The organism is Streptomyces sp. Ag109_G2-15, from assembly GCF_900215565.1.
GTDB lineage: Bacteria > Actinomycetota > Actinomycetes > Streptomycetales > Streptomycetaceae > Streptomyces > Streptomyces diastatochromogenes.
Genome location: NZ_OCNI01000001.1, coordinates 5,560,614 through 5,578,764, shown reverse-complemented (window position 1 = coordinate 5,578,764; position 18,151 = coordinate 5,560,614). Strand labels below are relative to the sequence as shown.

At 72.8% G+C, this 18,151-nt stretch carries 14 protein-coding genes and 1 riboswitch; of the genes, 10 read left to right on the top strand and 4 right to left on the bottom strand.

The window, feature by feature from the left end; translation table 11 throughout:
• Positions 1-24: 24 nt before the first annotated feature.
• The 3 genes from CRP49_RS25065 to CRP49_RS25055 all read right to left on the bottom strand — a co-directional run bounded on the left by CRP49_RS25065 (position 25) and on the right by CRP49_RS25055 (position 3,492).
• Complete coding sequence (locus CRP49_RS25065; RefSeq protein ID WP_179851745.1) at positions 25-1,443, bottom strand: hypothetical protein; 1,419 nt, start codon at positions 1,441-1,443, stop codon at positions 25-27.
• 180 nt (positions 1,444-1,623) lie between these two features.
• Positions 1,624-2,751: an alpha/beta hydrolase gene (locus CRP49_RS25060; RefSeq protein WP_097255421.1), complete on the bottom strand. Its 1,128-nt coding sequence runs from the start codon at positions 2,749-2,751 to the stop codon at positions 1,624-1,626.
• A 66-nt stretch (positions 2,752-2,817) separates the two neighbouring features.
• On the bottom strand, positions 2,818-3,492 hold the full coding sequence (locus CRP49_RS25055) for a class II aldolase/adducin family protein (protein ID WP_097255420.1): 675 nt from the start codon (positions 3,490-3,492) through the stop codon (positions 2,818-2,820).
• 188 nt (positions 3,493-3,680) lie between these two features.
• On the opposite strand from CRP49_RS25055, the gene CRP49_RS25050 reads away from it, so the two are divergent.
• The 3 genes from CRP49_RS25050 (at position 3,681) to CRP49_RS25040 (ending at position 6,102) form a co-directional block, all read left to right on the top strand.
• A complete protein-coding gene (locus CRP49_RS25050; protein WP_097255419.1) occupies positions 3,681-4,442 on the top strand; it encodes a lysozyme in 762 nt (253 codons plus the stop codon).
• A 142-nt stretch (positions 4,443-4,584) separates the two neighbouring features.
• Positions 4,585-5,847 (top strand): inorganic phosphate transporter, encoded by a 1,263-nt coding sequence (locus tag CRP49_RS25045; protein WP_097255418.1) that lies wholly within the window; start codon positions 4,585-4,587, stop codon positions 5,845-5,847.
• 27 nt (positions 5,848-5,874) lie between these two features.
• Entirely contained in the window at positions 5,875-6,102 is a 228-nt protein-coding gene (locus tag CRP49_RS25040; RefSeq protein ID WP_097255417.1) for a hypothetical protein, read from the top strand.
• Positions 6,103-6,388: 286 nt separating this feature from the next.
• Here the strand turns inward: CRP49_RS25040 and CRP49_RS25035 are convergent, their stop codons facing one another.
• Positions 6,389-6,880, bottom strand: a complete 492-nt coding sequence (locus CRP49_RS25035) for a hypothetical protein (protein ID WP_097255416.1) — start codon at positions 6,878-6,880, stop codon at positions 6,389-6,391.
• Positions 6,881-7,085: 205 nt separating this feature from the next.
• A riboswitch (cobalamin riboswitch) is annotated at positions 7,086-7,228 on the top strand.
• Between the two features lie 99 nt (positions 7,229-7,327).
• Here CRP49_RS25035 and CRP49_RS25030 point away from each other — a divergent pair.
• The 7 genes from CRP49_RS25030 to cobI are packed head-to-tail and all read left to right on the top strand — an operon-like array spanning position 7,328 to position 18,145.
• Positions 7,328-8,272: a cobalamin biosynthesis protein gene (locus CRP49_RS25030; RefSeq protein ID WP_097255415.1), complete on the top strand. Its 945-nt coding sequence runs from the start codon at positions 7,328-7,330 to the stop codon at positions 8,270-8,272.
• Complete coding sequence (locus tag CRP49_RS25025) at positions 8,269-9,777, top strand: cobyric acid synthase (protein WP_097255414.1); 1,509 nt, start codon at positions 8,269-8,271, stop codon at positions 9,775-9,777. The genes CRP49_RS25030 and CRP49_RS25025 overlap by 4 nt, the downstream gene beginning before the upstream one ends.
• Positions 9,774-13,424: a cobaltochelatase subunit CobN gene (gene cobN / locus CRP49_RS25020; protein WP_097255413.1), complete on the top strand. Its 3,651-nt coding sequence runs from the start codon at positions 9,774-9,776 to the stop codon at positions 13,422-13,424. Before CRP49_RS25025 ends, cobN begins: the two co-directional genes overlap by 4 nt.
• A complete protein-coding gene (locus CRP49_RS25015; RefSeq protein ID WP_097255412.1) occupies positions 13,421-15,427 on the top strand; it encodes a putative cobaltochelatase in 2,007 nt (668 codons plus the stop codon). The genes cobN and CRP49_RS25015 overlap by 4 nt, the downstream gene beginning before the upstream one ends.
• On the top strand, positions 15,427-16,026 hold the full coding sequence (cobO, locus tag CRP49_RS25010) for a cob(I)yrinic acid a,c-diamide adenosyltransferase (RefSeq protein WP_097255411.1): 600 nt from the start codon (positions 15,427-15,429) through the stop codon (positions 16,024-16,026). The genes CRP49_RS25015 and cobO overlap by 1 nt, the downstream gene beginning before the upstream one ends.
• Positions 16,020-17,399, top strand: a complete 1,380-nt coding sequence (locus CRP49_RS25005; protein ID WP_097255410.1) for a cobyrinate a,c-diamide synthase — start codon at positions 16,020-16,022, stop codon at positions 17,397-17,399. The genes cobO and CRP49_RS25005 overlap by 7 nt, the downstream gene beginning before the upstream one ends.
• Complete coding sequence (gene cobI, locus CRP49_RS25000; protein ID WP_097257525.1) at positions 17,396-18,145, top strand: precorrin-2 C(20)-methyltransferase; 750 nt, start codon at positions 17,396-17,398, stop codon at positions 18,143-18,145. The genes CRP49_RS25005 and cobI overlap by 4 nt, the downstream gene beginning before the upstream one ends.
• Positions 18,146-18,151 lie beyond the last annotated feature (6 nt).

The window sequence follows — 18,151 nt, the reverse complement described above, 5'->3', positions numbered from 1 at the left end:
GAGCCGGTCCCGCTCTCCGCTCGGCTATCCGCCGGTGTGCACCTGGAAGGCGGCCCGGCGCACGGCCTTGGCCAGGGCCGGGTCGGGGTGGGCGGCGGCGAGCGCGACCAGGACCTGCACGGTGCGCGGGTGGCCGACGGCGCGGACCTCGTCGAGCAGCGCGGGGACGGTGGGCTGCAGGGCGGCCTCCAGGTGCCGTACCAGCATCTCCGTCTCGCCGTGGTCGGCGACGGCGGCGGCGGTGTCGACCCACAGCCAGGTGGCCTCCTCACGGGTGAGGACCTCGTGGGCGTCCTCCGGGTCGATGCCGTCGTGCTCGGCGAGCCACAGCAGGGCGTACGGCCTGAGGGCGGGGTCGTCCAGCACGGCGCGTACGTCGGGCTCGGCGGGGGCGCCGACGACGCGCAGCGCCTCGAAGGCGAGGCCGCGCAGCAGGGCGTCCTCGCCCCGGGCGGCGATGAGCAGTTCGGTGACGGCGCTGCCGACGGGGCGGGCGGCGAGCCAGGCTCGGTACTCGGCGCGGGCCGCGTTGGGGCGGAGCTGGGCGCAGCCGCGGAGCATGTCCTCGGCGGCCTGCTCGATGTTGCCTGCGGGGCTCTGCGCGGCCACGCAGATCTGCTCCAGCTTGACCCAGACCGCCCAGCTGCCCAGCGGGGTGAGCGTGGCCTGGGCGTCGCCGTAGGTCAGGGCGCCGACGGAGGCGAGGGCCTGGAGGGCCCAGTCGAGGAGGGGGGCGAGCGGGGTGTCCTCGACCGGTGCGGGTTCCGCCGGGCCGGGGGTGCCGGCCGGCTCCGCGGAGCCGGGTCCGTAGGGGATCTCGCAGCGCTCGGTGCGCAGTTCGGTGACCCGCTGCTGGAGCAGGTCGAGGAGCTGCTCGACCGGGACGGGACCGGCGGACAGCTGGAGGAAGGAGAGCACCTGAGGCATGGCCGAGACGACCTCGGCGACGGCGGCCGGCTCGTGGTCCGCGGGTTCCGGGCTGGCGAGCGACCAGGCGTCGAAGAGGGCGACCCAGCCGCGCAGCACGGCGCTGTCGTCGCGGTCCCAGGCGCGCAGGCGCCAGCCGGGGCGCGCGCTGTCCCCGTGCACCTCGACAAGTCCGGAGAGGCGGGCGGTGTCCCAGTCCGCGCGGATCTGAGCGACGCTCAGGACGAGGTCGTCGGCGGCGCGTTCGGCGGTCGCTTCGGAGAGGGTGGCCTTGCCGTCGGCGGTGGCACCGTCGCGGCCGGGGCCGAGGGCGGCGTCGGCCCAGCGGGCGACGCGGACCGCGCCGGCCAGTCCGGTGCGCGCCATTCTGGCCAGTTCAGCGGGGGCTGGGGTGCCCTCCGGCGGCCGGGGTGCGGGGCGGCGTGGGCGCCGCTGGTTCACAGCTCTGGGGGCGGCGGCCAGGGGTCGCGGACGGACGAGTCGAAGCCTGGAGTCGCGCGGGATACGGGACGTCACGGGTGCAGTCTTCCGGTTGACGGTCCGAAAACCCAAACGGAATGTCACGGGGGGCGACGGGGCTGGCCAACGCACTGGGGCCGGTGGCGGGTGAGGAGACGTGATCAGGCCAGTCGTTCGGCCTTAAACGGAACGGCTGGAACCGGGGCTTCCGACTCGTACCGCAGGAATCGGCGGGCCTCACATCAGCGGGGTCAGGAACCGGCGCAGGCGTTCCTCGTACTCCGGCGGGTCGGCGTTCCACATCGCCGCGTGCGGAGCCTGCGGCACGGTGTGCAGGGCGACGCGGTCGGGGCGGCGGGCGGCCAGGCGCCGGGAGTACTCCCACGGGGCGACCGTGTCGTCCGGGCCGTGGATGATCAGGGTGGGCACGTCGAGCAGCTCGGGGTCGGTGGTCTCCGCGGCCCGGTCGGCTTCGAGACCGGCCCGGCCCTGCGCGGCCCGCACGGCGAGCGGCAGCAGGGGTTCGGGGGTGTGGCGGGCCTGGGCGAGGGCACGCAGGGTGGCCTGCCAGCTGAGGACGGGCGAGTCGAGGATCAGCCCGGCGATGCGCTCGCGCACGACGGAGTGCTCGGCGGCGCGCAGGGCCATGGTGGCGCCGGTGGACCAGCCGAGGAGGATGACCCGGCGGGCGCCGTAGCGGACGGCGTAGCGGATCGCGGCGTCCACATCGCGCCACTCGGTCTCGCCGAGGTGGTTCAGGCCGTCCGGCGGGCGCGGGGCGCCGAGGTCGCCGCGGTAGGCGAGCGCGAGGACCGGCAGGCGGCGGCCGTGCAGGAACTCCATGACGTTCAGGGCGTGCTCGCGGGTGGTGCCGAGGCCGTGCACGGCGATCACCCAGGTGTCCCGGTAGCCGGGCACGAACCAGGCGGGCAGGGCCCCGAGTTCGCCGGGCACGTCGATGTCGGCGTGGTCGAGGCCGAGGGCGGCGTCCGGATTGCCGACGTGCACGTTCGGGGTGAGCCACACGGTGTCGCCCGGGGCGAGGGTGCCGTGCGTGACGCGCACCAGGCGGCGGACGACGGTGTCGGGGGTGTGCCCGGCCGTCGCCAGGACGGGGCCGACGACCGCGTGGGAGCCGTCGCCGGCCAGGCCGTAGGTGCCGGGGCGCAGTGAGGCCAGGTCGCGGGTGAGGGTGATCTGGCCCGCGGCCGTGCCGTGCACGGTGAGCCGGGGTTCGGTGGGCAGCGGGCGGCCGGGGGGTGCCTTCAGCGCGGCGTCACTGGCGAGACGCCCGGCGGCCACGGATGCCGCGCCGGCGGCCAGGACCGCGGTGAGTGCGGCGGCGGTCGCTTTGACGGTGCCCACGGGTCCAGTGTCGTGGCGGTCCGGGCCGAGGGCCAGTGGAGGGGCGGACCGAGGAGAGCGCGGGGGTCAGCCGCGTTGTCCGTAGCCCTTCAGACGTGCGCCGGCCTCCTCCAGCTGCGCCTCCGTCAACAGGGAAGGCGCCAGGCCCGGCACCGAGGACGCCGTCAGCCACAGGCGGCACATCCACTCCAGCTGGGCGGTGCGGTCGTAGGCCTGGTCGAGGGTGGAGCCGTAGGTGATCGTGCCGTGGTTCCGCAGGAGGCAGCCGGAGCGGTCGGCGAGGGCGTCGAGCATGTGGGCGGCCAGCTCGTCGGTGCCGTAGGTCGCGTAGGGGGCGACGCGGACGCGGCCGCCGAGGGCGCCGGCCATGTAGTGGATCGGGGGCAGCTCGGTCACGAGGGTGGAGACGGCCGTGGCGTGCACGGCGTGGGTGTGCACGACGGCGCGGGCGTCTGTGGTGTTGTAGACGGCGAGGTGCATGGGCAGTTCGCTGGTCGGCCCGAGCGTGCCGAGCACCTGCCGCCCGTCGAGGTCGACGCCGGTGATGTCGTCCGGGGCCAGCCGGTCGTAGGGCACGCCCGACGGGGTGACCAGCACGAGGTCCCCGACGCGTGCCGAGACATTGCCCGAGGTGCCGACGACCAGACCGTCGGTTACCGTTCGCCGCGCCGTGGCGACCAGCGCCGCCCACACGCGCGCCGCTTCCGCTTCCTCTTCCGCTTCCCGCCGCTGTTCAGCCATGCCGCGATCCTGCCAGCCGGCCCGTCACGGAGCGGTCCGTCGGCGTGCTTCGGGCCGGAACCCGTACGGCCGAACGGGTGAAGATGCCCGCAAAACACCCGAAATCATCATGCTTCAAGTGATCATCAGGCATTCAATGATCGTTCTTACTCGCTGGACGACGTTCCACCGCCACTCCAGGGGGACACATGCCTCGTGCTCGCCTCGCTTCCCGCGCCCGTCGCCGCGCGGTCGTTCTCGCGGCCGCCACCGCGGCACTCGCCCTCGCGGGCGCCCAGGCCGCGGCCGCCGGGTCCCCGGCGTCCGCCGCCGGCCCGCTCAGAGGGCACGACGTGTCGTCCCACCAGAAGCACGTCGACTTCCCCGCCGCCCGGTCGGACGGCGCACGGTTCACCTACATCAAGGCGACCGAGTCCACGACCTACCGCAACCCCTACTTCGACCGGCAGTACGACGGCGCCCGCCGGGCGGGCCTGATCCGTGGCGCGTACCACTTCGCGCGGCCGGACAGGTCCTCGGGCGCCGAGCAGGCCGCGTACTTCGTGCAGCACGGCGGGGACTGGCGGGCGGACGGCTGGACACTGCCGCCCGCGCTCGACATCGAGTACAACCCGTACGACGACGAGCACAAGTGCTACGGGCTGGGCTGGAAGCGGATGGTCGACTGGATCCGGTCCTTCAGTGACGAGGTCGAGTCGGGGACCGGCCGGCGCCCGGTCATCTACACCACCGCCCACTGGTGGCAGGCCTGCACCGGCGACAGCCGCGCGTTCGCCGCGGACCACCCGCTGTGGATCGCCCGGCACGGCACCTCGGACCCGGGATCGCTGCCGGGCGGCTGGGCGCGCTGGACCTTCTGGCAGTTCGGCACCGAGGGCGGTCTGCCGGGTGACCAGAATCTCTTCAACGGGCCGCCGAGCCGACTGCGGGCCTTCGCACGGGGCTGGTAGCCAAGGGGCGCCTGGGGCGTGGATCCGAACGGCATTCCAACCTTCCCTTGACGACACCCTGACGCCTGTCTCAGTTCACCTTCCGTTCACCCAGGTTGCCTACGGTCCAACAGCCAATGACCTCGAACGATTGCCTGGGTAAATGGAAAACTTCTCGCTGATCCTCGCGATTGTGGTGGTAACCGCACTCGCGTTCGATTTCACGAACGGTTTTCACGACACCGCCAACGCGATGGCCACGACCATCTCGACCGGTGCGCTCAAGCCCAAGGTCGCGGTGGCCATGTCCGCCGCCCTCAACCTTGTAGGCGCTTTCCTCTCCGTGGAGGTCGCCAACACGATCTCCAAGGGTCTCGTAGATGAGAACGGCATCCGTCCCGAGGTCATCTTCGCCGCTCTCACCGGCGCGATCCTCTGGAACCTGCTGACCTGGCTCGTCGGACTGCCGTCCAGTTCCTCCCACGCCCTGATGGGCGGTCTGGTCGGCGCCACCGTCGCCTCCGCCGGCTTCGGCGCCGTCCACGGAGACATGCTGGTCACCAAGGTGCTGCTCCCGGCGGTGGCCGCCCCGATCGTGGCCGGCCTCGCGGCGATGCTCGCCACCCGGTTCTCGTACGGCATCGGCGGCAAGGCCGACGGCGAGGCCACCCGCAAGGGCTACCGCGCCGGGCAGATCGCCTCCGCCGGTCTGGTCTCCCTCGCCCACGGCACCAACGACGCGCAGAAGACGATGGGCATCATCACCCTCGCCCTCATCGCGGGCGGCGCCATCTCCCCCGGCTCCAACCCTCCCACCTGGGTCATCCTCTCCGCGGGTCTGGCCATCGCGCTCGGCACCTACATCGGCGGCTGGCGCATCATCCGCACCATGGGCAAGGGCCTGACCGACCTCGAGCCGCGACAGGGCTTCGCCGCCCAGACCAGCGCGGCCACGGCCATCCTGGCCTCCTCCCACCTCGGCTTCTCCCTCTCCACCACCCACGTCGTCTCCGGCTCGGTGATGGGTGCGGGCCTGGGCCGCAAGGGCGGTGTGGTCCGCTGGTCCACCGCGACCCGCATGTTCATCGCCTGGGCGCTGACCCTGCCGGCCGCCGCGCTGGTCGGCGCGGGCGCCGAGTCCGTCACGGACCTGGGTGACTGGGGCACCGCGGTCGTCGCCGTCTTCCTGGTCGGCGCCAGCGCCACGATCTGGAAGATCTCCCGTCGCGAGGTCGTCGACCACACCAACGTGGTCGCCGACACGACGGAGCCGGCCGGCGTGGTGACCACCGCCATCGCCGCGGTGACCCCGCCGCCCGCGGGCACCGTCGCCGATGACCTGTCGGCCACGATCCCGGCTCCGGCCGTGACCGCCGCCACCGCCACCGACCCGGCTCCGGCGGCTCCGCCGGCCGCCGCGGTCTGACCGCCCAGTACCGAAGGAAGCATCCCCATGAAGATCGACTGGGCGGCCCTCGGCTCCGTCTTCGGCGTCAGCCTCGCGTTCACGGTGGGCCTGGTGGCCCTGTTCACCCTCGGCGTCAACGGCCTGTCGCGCCGCGAGAAGGCGGTGGCGCAGGGTGGGTCCGCGGCGCTGGCGGTGACTGGTGCGTACGTGTGCTTCGCGGCTTGTGCGGCTGCGGTGGCTTACGGGATTTACTTGATCGTGGCGAAGCCCTGACGGCTGATCCACGCGTTGTCCGCCCTGTCGGGGCCATCTACCGGTGGCCTCGGCAGGGCGGAGTCATGTCGGCTTCCGGGGGAATGCTGAGCGACGGCTGGGACTTCGTCACGTTCGGTGGATGGGGGCCCAAGTAGCCGCACAGGGGCTGGATGGGGCCTTGGGTGAGGTGGGCGAGGGGGTAGGTCAGGGTGCCCGCGTCGGTGTAGCCGTGTAGACCCCGTCTGCGCCGCAGCGAAAGTTCCGTCCGACCGGAACAGCGCGGCAGACACGTCCGACTCGTCCGTCACAGGCTCCGGCAGAGGGCCCAACTCGGTTCGCATCTTGAATGGACAGGACCGTCCGAGTCGTCCTGAAGCACAGCAGCGGTGGTGCCGCTTGCGTGCGCCATGGCCCGCACGTTGCCCAACGGCCCATCGGCGTGGGCGTCCCACGTCGGGTGGACACGGAATTCGAGGAGGTCCCGCCCCGTCACCAGGTCATGCGGCAGGACCCACCCGACGTCGAGCAGCTCCCCCTGCCTGGACTCGACGCCCCAGCTGACCCCGGATCCCCAACGTCCGTCGGATCCATCCCCATTCGACCACTGCATGTTCACCGTGAAGTGCGCCTCCGTGGAACCCCGCGCCACTGCGATTGCCTGCTGGAGGGTCTCCGCCGCCACACCGGCCGCCGTGCCGCCCCGTGAGACCCGCTGCACCCCGCCGGGACGCTCGCCCGCCACCTCCAGCAGTACGGCCTGGCCGTCGTCCAGCAGCATCTCGCCCACGTACGCCACCGTGTGTCCCCTCCCACGCCCGTTGCATCCCGTATGAGACGTACGCGCTCTTGCAGGCGGTCACCGTCCGTGAGGACAAGCGGGATTCCCGAATGCCGCCCGACGGAGGGGAATTCACCGCAACCCGGTCCACCCTCACCGCCCGCCGTGCTGGCGATGTGGGCCTCAGCACAGTCCGGCGTCCCAGGTCAAAGGCAAGTTGACGGCCCTTCCGGGTGCGTGGTGGACTGCCCAGGCCATGTACGGCGGCAGGAGAGGAAGCCGGTGCGAATCCGGCGCGGTCCCGCCACTGTCACCGGGGAAGAAAACCCCGGGAGCCAGGAACTCTCACCGCCGGTCTCGTCGAACCAGGGCGCGGACACCCTGAGTGAGGACATATCGCCATGCGCGGCTGCCGATTGAGGTTCAGTAACCGGGCCCTGCCTGCCCCCACGGCCGGCTGAGCCGATGGGTGCCGATCGCTGCTACGCGTACGGCGCCGCCGCCGGCCTCATCGGCGACCTGCTTCTCGGCGATCCGCGCCGCGGGCATCCGGTCGCCGCGTTCGGGCGGGCTGCCGCGGCCGTGGAGCGGGTGTTGTGGCGCGACCACCGTGGCTGGGGGGCGCTGCACACCGTCGTGTGCGCCGGAGGTGCCGTCGCGCTGGGGGCCGTGGCCGAGCGGGCCGTGCGCCGCTCCCCCCTCGCTTCCGTGGCGTTGGCCGGTGCCGCCACCTGGGCTGTCGTCGGGGGCACTTCGCTCGCCCGGGAGGCGCGGACCATCGGGCGCGCCCTGGAGGCCGGGGATGTCGAGGCGGCCCGGGTGCGGCTGCCGCATCTGTGCGGGCGGGATCCGCAGGCGCTGGATGCCGACGGGATCGCGCGGGCCGTCGTGGAGTCCGTCGCCGAGAACACCTCCGACGCCGTCGTGGGGGCCCTGGTGTGGGGTGCCGTGGGTGGGGTGCCCGGGCTGCTCGGGTTCCGGGCCGTCAACACCCTGGACGCGATGGTGGGGCACAAGTCGGCCCGCTACCGGCGCTACGGCTGGGCCTCCGCCCGGCTGGACGACGTCACCGGGTGGCCGGGGGCTCGGCTGACCGCCGTGCTGGCCGCCGTGGCCGGGCCCGACCCGCGGGGTGCCCTGCGCGCCTGGAAGGCCGACGCCCGCAGGCACCCGAGCCCCAACGCCGGTCCCGTCGAGGCCTCGTTCGCGGGTGCCCTCGGTGTGCGGCTGGGCGGGACGCTCTCCTACGGCGGGCGCGTCGAACACCGGCCCGTGCTCAACGGGGACACCGGGCGGGCCGTCCGGGTCACCGACATCGACCGGGCCGTACGGCTCTCCCGCCGGGTCGGCCTGCTCGCGCTCGGCGTCACGGTCGCCGCGCGCCGACTCGTGAAGGGACGTGCGAAGTGAACGGTGGTCTCCTCGTCGCCGGCACCACCTCCGACGCCGGCAAGAGCGTCGTGACGGCCGGGATCTGCCGGTGGCTGGTGCGCCAGGGCGTCAAGGTCGCGCCCTTCAAGGCGCAGAACATGTCCCTCAACTCGTTCGTGACCCAGGAGGGTGCCGAGATCGGGCGGGCTCAGGCCATGCAGGCCCAGGCCTGTCGCGTCGAGCCGACCGCGCTGATGAACCCCGTGCTGCTCAAGCCCGGCGGTGAGCAGAGCAGCCAGGTGGTGCTGCTCGGGAAGCCGGTCGGTGAGCTGAGCGCGCGCGGGTATCACGGGGGGCGCCAGCAGCGGCTCCTCGGCACGGTGTTGGACTGTCTCGCCGAGTTGCGGGGCACGTATGACGCGGTGATCTGTGAGGGGGCGGGGAGCCCGGCCGAGATCAATCTGCGGCGGACCGACATCGTGAACATGGGGATCGCGCGGAACGCGCGGCTGCCGGTGCTCGTCGTGGGTGACATCGACCGCGGGGGCGTCTTCGCCTCCTTCTTCGGGACCGTCGCGCTGCTCTCGCCCGAGGACCAGGAGCTGGTCGCCGGGTTCCTGGTCAACAAGTTCCGCGGCGATGTCAGCCTGCTGGAGCCGGGGCTCGACATGCTGCACGGGCTGACCGGACGGCACACGTACGGCGTCCTGCCCTTCCGGCACGGGCTCGGCATCGACGAGGAGGACGGGCTGCGGGTGTCCCTGCGCGGGACCGTGCGGGAGTCGAACACCGCCCCGCCCGTCGGCGAGGACGTCCTGCGCGTCGCCGTCTGCGCGGTCCCGCTCATGTCCAACTTCACCGACGTGGACGCGCTGGCCGCCGAACCGGGTGTCGTGGTGCGGTTCGTGGACCGGCCCGAGGAGCTGGCCGATGCCGACCTGGTCGTGATCCCGGGGACCCGGGGGACGGTCCGGGCGCTGGAGTGGTTGCGGGAGCGCGGGCTCGCGGAGGCCATCGTCAGAAGGGCCCACGACGGGCAGCCGGTCCTCGGCATCTGCGGTGGCTTCCAGATCCTCGGCGAGCAGATCGAGGACGAGGTCGAATCGCGCGCCGGGCAGGTCGAGGGCCTGGGGGTTCTCCCGGTCCGGGTGCGGTTCGCCCGCGAGAAGACCCTCACCCGGCCCGTGGGCGAGGCCCTCGGCGAGCACGTCGAGGGGTACGAGATCCATCACGGGGTCGCCTCCATAGGGGGAGGAGAACCCTTCTTGGACGGCTGCCGGGTCGGCCAGACCTGGGGCACGCACTGGCACGGCTCCCTGGAGTCGGACGGTTTCCGGCGGGCCTTCCTGCGCGAGGTGGCGGCCGCCGCGGGGCGCCGCTTCGTGCCGGCCCCCGACACCTCGTTCGCCGCGCTGCGCGAGGAGCAGCTCGACCGGCTCGGCGACCTGATCGAACAGCACGCGGACACGGACGCGCTCTGGCGGCTCATCGAGTCGGGCGCGCCGCAAGGACTGCCTTTCATTCCACCGGGAGCGCCCGCATGAGCACAGTGTTGTTGTTGTCGACCGCCGACACCGATCTGCTGGCGGCCCGGGCCTCCGGCGCCTCCTACCGGATCGGCAACCCGACCCGTGTGGAGGTCGAGAGCGAGCTGCCCGCGCTGCTCGAAGGCGCGGACATCGCCGTCGTACGACTGCTCGGTGGCAAGCGGGCCTGGGAGGACGGGCTGGCCGCGCTGAGGGCGTCCGGTGTGCCGACCGTGCTGCTGGGCGGCGAGGCCGTGCCGGACGCCGAGCTGATGGCCGAGTCGTCCGTACCGGCGGGTGTGGTGGCGGAGGCCCTGAAGTACCTGGTCGAGGGCGGGCCCGACAACCTGACCGAGCTGGCCCGGTTCCTGTCCGACACCGTGCTGCTGACCGGTGAGGGCTTCGAAGAGCCGCGGAAGATGCCCGAGTACGGCGTGCACGGCTCGTACGAGATCCGCGCCGGCCGGCCGACCGTGGGCGTGCTCTTCTACCGGGCGCACGAGCTGAGCGGCAACACCGCCTTCGTGGACACGCTGTGCGAGGCGATCGAGGCGCGCGGCGCCAACGCGCTTCCCGTGTACTGCGGTTCGCTGCGCGGCGCGGACGCCGGGCTGTACGAGCTGCTGGGGCAGGCCGACGCCCTGGTCGCCACCGTTCTTGCGGCCGGCGGTACGCATGCCTCGCAGGCCTCGGCGGGCGGCGACGAGGAGTCCTGGGACATCGGGGCGCTCGCCGACCTGAACATCCCGGTGCTGCAGGGCCTCTGCCTCACCTCCTCGCGGGCCGCCTGGGAGGAGTCGGACGCCGCCCTCTCCCCCATGGACGCGGCGATGCAGGTCGCGATCCCGGAGTTCGACGGCCGGATCGTCACGGTGCCGTTCTCCTTCAAGGAGCAGGGACCGGACGACGTTCCGGTGTACGTCGCCGACCCCGAGCGGGCCGGACGCGTCGCCGGAATCGCCGTACGGCACGCGCAGTTGAAGCACAAGCCGAACGCGGACAAGAAGGTCGCGCTGGTCTTCACCGCCTACCCGACCAAGCACTCGCGGGTCGGGAACGCCGTCGGTCTGGACACGCCCGCGTCGGCGGTGCGGGTGCTGGACGCGCTCCGGGATGCCGGGTACTCCCTCACCGAATACCCGGACAACGGGGACGAGTTGATCCACCGGCTCATCGAGGCCGGCGGGCACGACGTCGAGTGGCTCACCGAGGATCAGCTGGCCGCCGCGCCCGCGCGGGTGCCGCTCGCCGACTACCGGGCCTGGTTCGACAAGCTGGACACCGAGCTGCGGGACGGCATGCTGGAGGCGTGGGGCGAGCCGCCGGGCAGCCTGTACGTGGACGGCGACGAGATCGTGCTCGCCTCCCTGCAGTTCGGGAACGTCGTCGTGATGATCCAGCCGCCGCGCGGCTTCGGCGAGAACCCGATCGCGATCTACCACGACCCCGACATGCCGCCGTCGCACCACTACATGGCGGCGTACCGGTGGCTCGAAAACTCCTTCGGTGCCGACGCGATCGTGCACATGGGCAAGCACGGCACGATGGAGTGGCTGCCGGGCAAGGGCCTCGGGCTGAGCAAGGGGTGCGCGCCGGACGCCGTCCTCGGCGACCTCCCGCTCATCTACCCGTTCATCGTCAACGACCCCGGCGAAGGCACGCAGGCCAAGCGGCGCGGGCACGCCACCGTGGTCGACCACCTGGTGCCGCCGATGGCGCGGGCCGACACCTACGGCGACCTGGCCAAGCTGGAGCAGCTGCTGGACGAGTACGCGCTCGTCTCCGACCTGGACCCGACGAAGGCACCGGCCGTGCGGGCGCAGATCTGGACGCTGGTCAAGGCGGCCGAGCTGCACCACGACCTGCATGTGGACGAGCAGCCGGACGACGACGACTTCGACATGTTCGTCATGCACATCGACGGCTATCTGTGCGAGATCAAGGACGTGCAGATCCGGGACGGGCTGCACATCCTCGGCGGCGGGCCGGTCGCCGAGCCGCGCGTGAACCTGGTCCTCGCCGTGCTGCGCGCCTCGCAGGTGTGGGGCGGGCAGGCGAACGCGCTGCCGGGGCTGCGGGCCTCGCTGGCCGAGCACTTCGGGCTCGTGGAGAAGGAGTTGCTCGCCGAGCCGGGTGCGCCGGTGAAGGTGCCGGTCGAGCTGACGGATCTGGTCGACGGGCCGTCCCGTACCGCCGCCGACGCGATCGACCTGCTGGAGCAGCTGTGCCGGCGGATGGCGGAGGGCATGGAGGCCCGGGCGTGGGACCGTACGGCCGTACGCGCCGTCCTGAGTGACGTGCTGGGCACCGAACTCCCGGACGCGGTGGCCGTGCTGGAGTTCGCCTGCACCGAGGTCGTACCGCGGCTCGCCCGTACGACCGACGAGATCGGGCACATCCTGCGGGCGCTGGACGGCGGTTACGTCCCGGCGGGCCCGTCCGGTTCGCCGACCCGGGGTCTGGTCAACGTGCTGCCGACCGGCCGCAACTTCTACTCCGTCGACCCCAAGGCCATTCCCTCCCGGCTGAGCTGGGAGGTCGGCCAGTCGCTCGCCGACTCGCTGGTGCAGCGGTATCTGCAGGACACCGGGGAGTACCCGAAGTCGGTCGGGCTGACGGTGTGGGGCACGTCGGCGATGCGCACCCAGGGCGACGACATCGCCGAGATCCTGGCGCTGCTGGGCTGCCGCCCGGTGTGGGACGAGGCCTCGCGGCGGGTGACGGGGTTCGAGGTGATTCCCCTGGCGGAGCTGGGCCGGCCGCGCATCGACGTCACGGTCCGGATCTCCGGCTTCTTCCGGGACGCGTTCCCGCATGTGGTCGGGCTGATCGACGACGCGGTGCGCGCGGTGGCGGAGCTGGACGAGCCGGCCGAGTCCAATTACGTGCGGGCCCACGTGGACGAGGACGCGGCGCAGCACGGCGACCGCCGGCGCGCGACCGCCCGTATCTTCGGCTCGAAGCCGGGCGCGTACGGCGCCGGTCTGCTGCCGCTGATCGACGCCCGCAACTGGCGCTCCGACGCCGACCTCGCCGAGGTGTACGCGGTGTGGGGCGGCTACGCGTACGGGCGAGGGCTCGACGGGCGGGCGGCGCGCGGGGACATGGAGACGGCGTTCAAGCGGATCGCGGTCGCGGCGAAGAACGTCGACACCCGTGAGCACGACCTGGTCGACGCGGACGACTACTTCCAGTACCACGGTGGCATGGTGGCGATGGTCCGGCATCTGACCGGCGCCAACCCCGAGGCGTACGTGGGTGACAGCGCCGTACCGGATCAGGTGAAGACGCGCACGCTGGGCGAGGAGACGCACCGGGTCTTCCGGGCCCGGGTGGTCAACCCGCGCTGGATGGCGGCGATGCGCCGGCACGGCTACAAGGGCGCCTTCGAGATGGCGGCGACCGTGGACTACCTGTTCGGCTACGACGCCACGGCGGGCGTGGTCGACGACTGGATGTACGAGAAGCTCAGCGCGGAGTACGTCTTCGACCCGGAGAACCGGGACTTCATGAAGAAGTCCAACCCGTGGGCGCTGCGCGGGATCACCGAGCGGCTGCTGGAGGCGGCGGACCGCGGGCTGTGGGCCGAGCCGGACGCGGACACGCTGGAGCGGCTGCGCGCCACCTACCTGGAGCTGGAAGGCGACTTGGAGGGCGACCAGTGACCACCCCCTTCCCCTTTACGGCCGTCGTCGGCCAGGACGACCTGCGGCTCGCGCTGCTGCTGAACGCCGTGTCGCCGGCGGTCGGCGGAGTGCTGGTGCGCGGCGAGAAGGGCACCGCCAAGTCGACGGCCGTGCGGGCCCTTTCGGCGCTGATGCCCGAGCTGGACGTGGTGGCCGGGTGCCGGTTCTCCTGCGACCCCGGCTCCCCCGACCCCGCCTGCCCGGACGGGCCGCACGAGCCGGGGGCGTTCGAGACCCGGCCGGCCCGCATGGTCGAGCTGCCCGTCGGTGCCTCCGAGGACCGGCTGGTGGGCGCGCTGGACATCGAGCGGGCGCTCGCCGAGGGCGTGAAGGCGTTCGAGCCGGGCCTGCTGGCCGACGCGCACCGCGGGATCCTCTACGTCGACGAGGTCAACCTGCTCCACGACCACCTGGTCGACCTGCTGCTGGACGCGGCGGCGATGGGTGCCTCGTACGTGGAGCGCGAGGGTGTGTCCGTGCGGCACGCGGCGCGCTTCCTGCTCGTCGGCACCATGAACCCCGAGGAGGGCGAGCTGCGGCCGCAGCTGCTCGACCGGTTCGGGCTGACGGTTGAGGTCGCGGCCTCGCGGGAGCCGGACCAGCGGGTGGAGGTCGTACGGCGGCGGCTCGCCTACGACGACGACCCGGCGGGCTTCGCCGAGCGCTGGGCCGGCGAGGAGGCTGCCGTACGTCAACGGATCGTCGCGGCACGGGAGTTGCTGCCCCAGGTGCGGCTGGGCGACGGTGCGCTCAGGCAGATCGCGGCGACCTGTGCGGCCTTCGAGGTGGACGGCATGCGCGCCGACATCGTGATGGCGCGTACGGCTACCGCGCTGGCCGCGTGGGCCGGGCGGACCGACGTGCTCGCCGAGGACGTACGGCAGGCCGCGCTGCTCGCGCTGCCGCACCGGCGGCGGAGGAACCCCTTCGACGCGCCGGGCCTGGACGAGGACAAGCTGGACGAGACGCTGGAGCAGTACTCCGGGGAGAACGGGGAAGACGGGGACGACGATCCCGACCCCGACGGGCCCGGTGGCGGCGGTGGACAGCCGGCGCCCGACAGCGGTCCGCAGGACGACGGCGGCAGCGCCGCGCAGCCCGAGGCCGGTGAGGGCGGGCAGCCGCAGGCCTCCGGCGCGCAGGAGCAGTCGGCCGTACGGGCCGCCGAGCCGTTCCGTACGAAGGTGCTCAGCGTGCCGGGCCTCGGTGAGGGTGCCGCCGGGCGGCGCTCGCGCGCGCGGACCGAGCACGGGCGGACGACCGGGGCCCGGCGGCCTCGGGGGACGCTCACCAAGCTGCACCTGGCGGCGACCGTGCTGGCCGCGGCCCCGCACCAGCGGGCGCGCGGGCGGTCCGGTCCTGGGCTGGTACTGCGCCGGGACGACCTGCGGCAGGCGACGCGGGAGGGGCGCGAGGGAAACCTCGTGCTGTTCGTGGTCGACGCGTCCGGGTCGATGGCGGCGCGGCAGCGGATGAGCGCGGTGAAGGGTGCCGTGCTGTCCCTGCTGCTGGACGCCTACCAGCGGCGGGACAAGGTGGGGCTGGTGACCTTCCGGGGCGCCGCGGCCGATGTCGCGCTGCCGCCGACCTCGTCGGTGGATGCCGCGGCGGCCCGCCTGGAGTCGCTGCCGACGGGCGGTCGTACGCCGCTGGCCGCCGGGCTGCTCAAGGCGCACGAGGTGCTGCGGGTGGAACGGCTGCGGGATCCGGCGCGGCGGGCGCTGGTCGTGGTGGTGACGGACGGGCGGGCCACCGGCGGGCCGGAGCCGGTCGCGCTGGCGGGGCGGGCGGCCCGGCTGTTCGCGGCCGAGGGCGTCGCCTCGGTGGTCGTGGACTGCGAGTCGGGGCCGGTGCGGCTCGGGCTGGCCGGGCAGCTCGCGGGTGAGCTGGGCGGTACGGCCGTCACGCTGGACGAGCTGCGGGCCGACTCGATCGCCGGTCTGGTCAGGGACGTGCAGGGAACTTCGAGGAGGGCCGCGTAATGCCTCAGGGACAGCCGAGTGTGGTTCCGGACGACGGGCTGACGACCCGGCAGCGGCGCAACCGGCCGCTGGTCGTCGTGCACACCGGGATCGGCAAGGGCAAGTCGACGGCCGCGTTCGGGCTCGCGCTGCGCGCCTGGAACCAGGGGTGGCCGATCGGGGTGTTCCAGTTCGTCAAGTCGGCGAAGTGGAAGGTCGGCGAGGAGAACGCGCTGCGCGTGCTCGGCGCCTCCGGCGAGGGCGGGACCGTCGACTGGCACAAGATGGGCGAGGGCTGGTCCTGGGTCCAGCGGGACGCCCAGATGGACAACGAGGAGAAGGCCCGGGAGGGCTGGGAGCAGGTCAAGCGGGACCTGGCCGCCGAGACGTACCGGCTGTACGTGCTGGACGAGTTCGCCTACCCGATGCACTGGGGGTGGGTGGACACGGACGAGGTCGTGGATGTGCTGCGCAACCGGCCCGGGACTCAGCATGTGGTGATCACCGGGCGTAACGCGCCGGAGAAGCTCGTCGACTTCGCGGATCTCGTGACCGACATGTCCAAGGTCAAGCACCCCATGGACGCGGGGCAGAAGGGCCAGAAGGGCATCGAGTGGTGAGTTCCGTTCCCCGGCTGGTCATCGCCGCGCCGTCGTCCGGGAGCGGCAAGACCACCGTCGCCACGGGGCTGATGGCCGCGTTCGCCGCGCGGGGGCTCGCCGTGTCTCCGCACAAGGTCGGGCCGGACTACATCGACCCCGGGTATCACGCGCTCGCGACCGGGCGGGTGGGGCGGAACCTGGACGCGTATCTGTGCGGGCCCGAGCTGGTCGCTCCGCTGTTCCTGCACGGGGCGCGGGGGTGTGACCTCGCCGTCGTCGAGGGTGTGATGGGGCTGTACGACGGGGCCGCGGGTGAGGGGGAACTCGCGTCCACGGCCCATGTCGCCAAGTTGTTGCGGGCGCCGGTGGTACTGGTCGTGGACGCGTCGTCGCAGTCGCGGTCGGTGGCGGCGCTGGTGCATGGGTTTGCTTCCTGGGATCCGGAGGTTCGGATCGGGGGCGTGATCCTGAACAAGGTCGGGTCCGATCGACACGAAGCGCTCTTGCGGGAGGCGTTGGATGCCTCCGGGGTGCCTGTGCTGGGTGTGTTGCGGCGGGTTCCTCAGGTGGACACGCCGTCGCGGCATCTGGGGTTGGTGCCGGTTGCCGAGCGGGGCGCTGCCGCGGTTGAGGCTGTGGCTGCGATGGCTGCGCAGGTGGCCCGTGGTTGTGACTTGGCGGCGTTGGAAGCACTTGCCCGTGCTGCGGGTGCCGTACCAGGGGGCTCCGCCCCCTGGACCCCCGAGTCGCCCACCCACGACCACCCGACTCTGTTGGCTGAGAAGCGGAGGCCCGTGGTTGCCGTTGCCGGTGGGGAGGCGTTCACCTTCTCCTATGCCGAGCATGCGGAACTGCTTGCCGCCGCCGGTGCCGACGTCGTGACCTTCGATCCGCTTCGGGACGAGGAACTGCCCGAAGGGACCGCCGGGTTGGTCATCGGGGGCGGTTTCCCCGAGGTGTACGCCAGTGAGCTGTCCGCCAATGAACCGCTCCGCAAGGCCATCGCCGAACTGGCGCTGAGCGGCGCGCCCGTCGCCGCCGAATGCGCCGGGCTGCTCTACCTCTGCCGTGAGCTGGACGGCCGGCCCATGTGCGGCGTCCTGGACGCCACCGCGCGGATGACGGAACGGCTCACCCTCGGCTACCGGGACGCCGTCGCCGTCGGCGACAGTGTGCTGGCGCCGGCCGGCACGCGGATGCGGGGGCACGAGTTCCATCGCACCGTCGTCGAGCCCGGCGCCGGTGCCGCTCCCGCCTGGGGCATGCGCGCCCCCGTCCGGCGGGTCGAAGGTTTCGTACAGCAGGGCGTGCACGCGAGTTATCTGCACACGCACTGGGCAGCCGAGCCCGGTGTGGCCCGTCGGTTCGTGGAAAGGTGCCGGACGTCATGAGCAGCAGGCTGGTCGGTGTCGGGGTCGGTCCCGGTGACCCGGAGCTGGTGACCGTCAAGGGGGTCAACGCGCTGCGCGCGGCCGACGTCGTCGTCGTACCGGTAATGGCTGCGCCCGATGGAAAAGATGGCGGCGAGCGGGGGCGGGCCGAGGCGACCGTGCTGCACTACGTGCCCGAGGAGAAGGTCCTCCGGGTGGTGTTCGCGCTGAACGAGCGGACCGACCGGGCGCGCCGGGAGGCGGCCTGGGACGCGGCGGGCGAGCGGGTCGCCGGGCTGCTGCGCGCGCACGGGTCGGTCGCGTTCGCCACCATCGGCGATCCCAACGTGTACTCGACGTTCACGTATCTCGCGCAGACGATCGTGGAGCTGGTGCCGGGTGTCGTGGTGGAGACCGTGCCCGGGATCACCGCCATGCAGGATCTGGCGGCCAGGTCCGGGGCCGTCCTGACCGAGGGCACCGAGCCGCTGACGCTGGTGCCGGTGACGGCGGGCTCGGCAGTGCTCAAGGAGGCGCTGGCCGGGCCGGGCACCGTGGTGGCATACAAGTTCGGCCGGCAGGCCGCCGAGGTCGCCGAGGCCCTGCGGGAGACCGGGCGGATCGAGGACGCGGTGTGGGGCTCGGCCCTCGGGCTGCCGGAGGAGTCGGTGCGACCGGCCGCCGAGCTGGACGGCGAGCCACTGCCGTACCTGTCGACGCTGATCGCGCCCCCGCGACGGGACAGCGGACGGGGCGGGAAGCTGTGAGGCCGG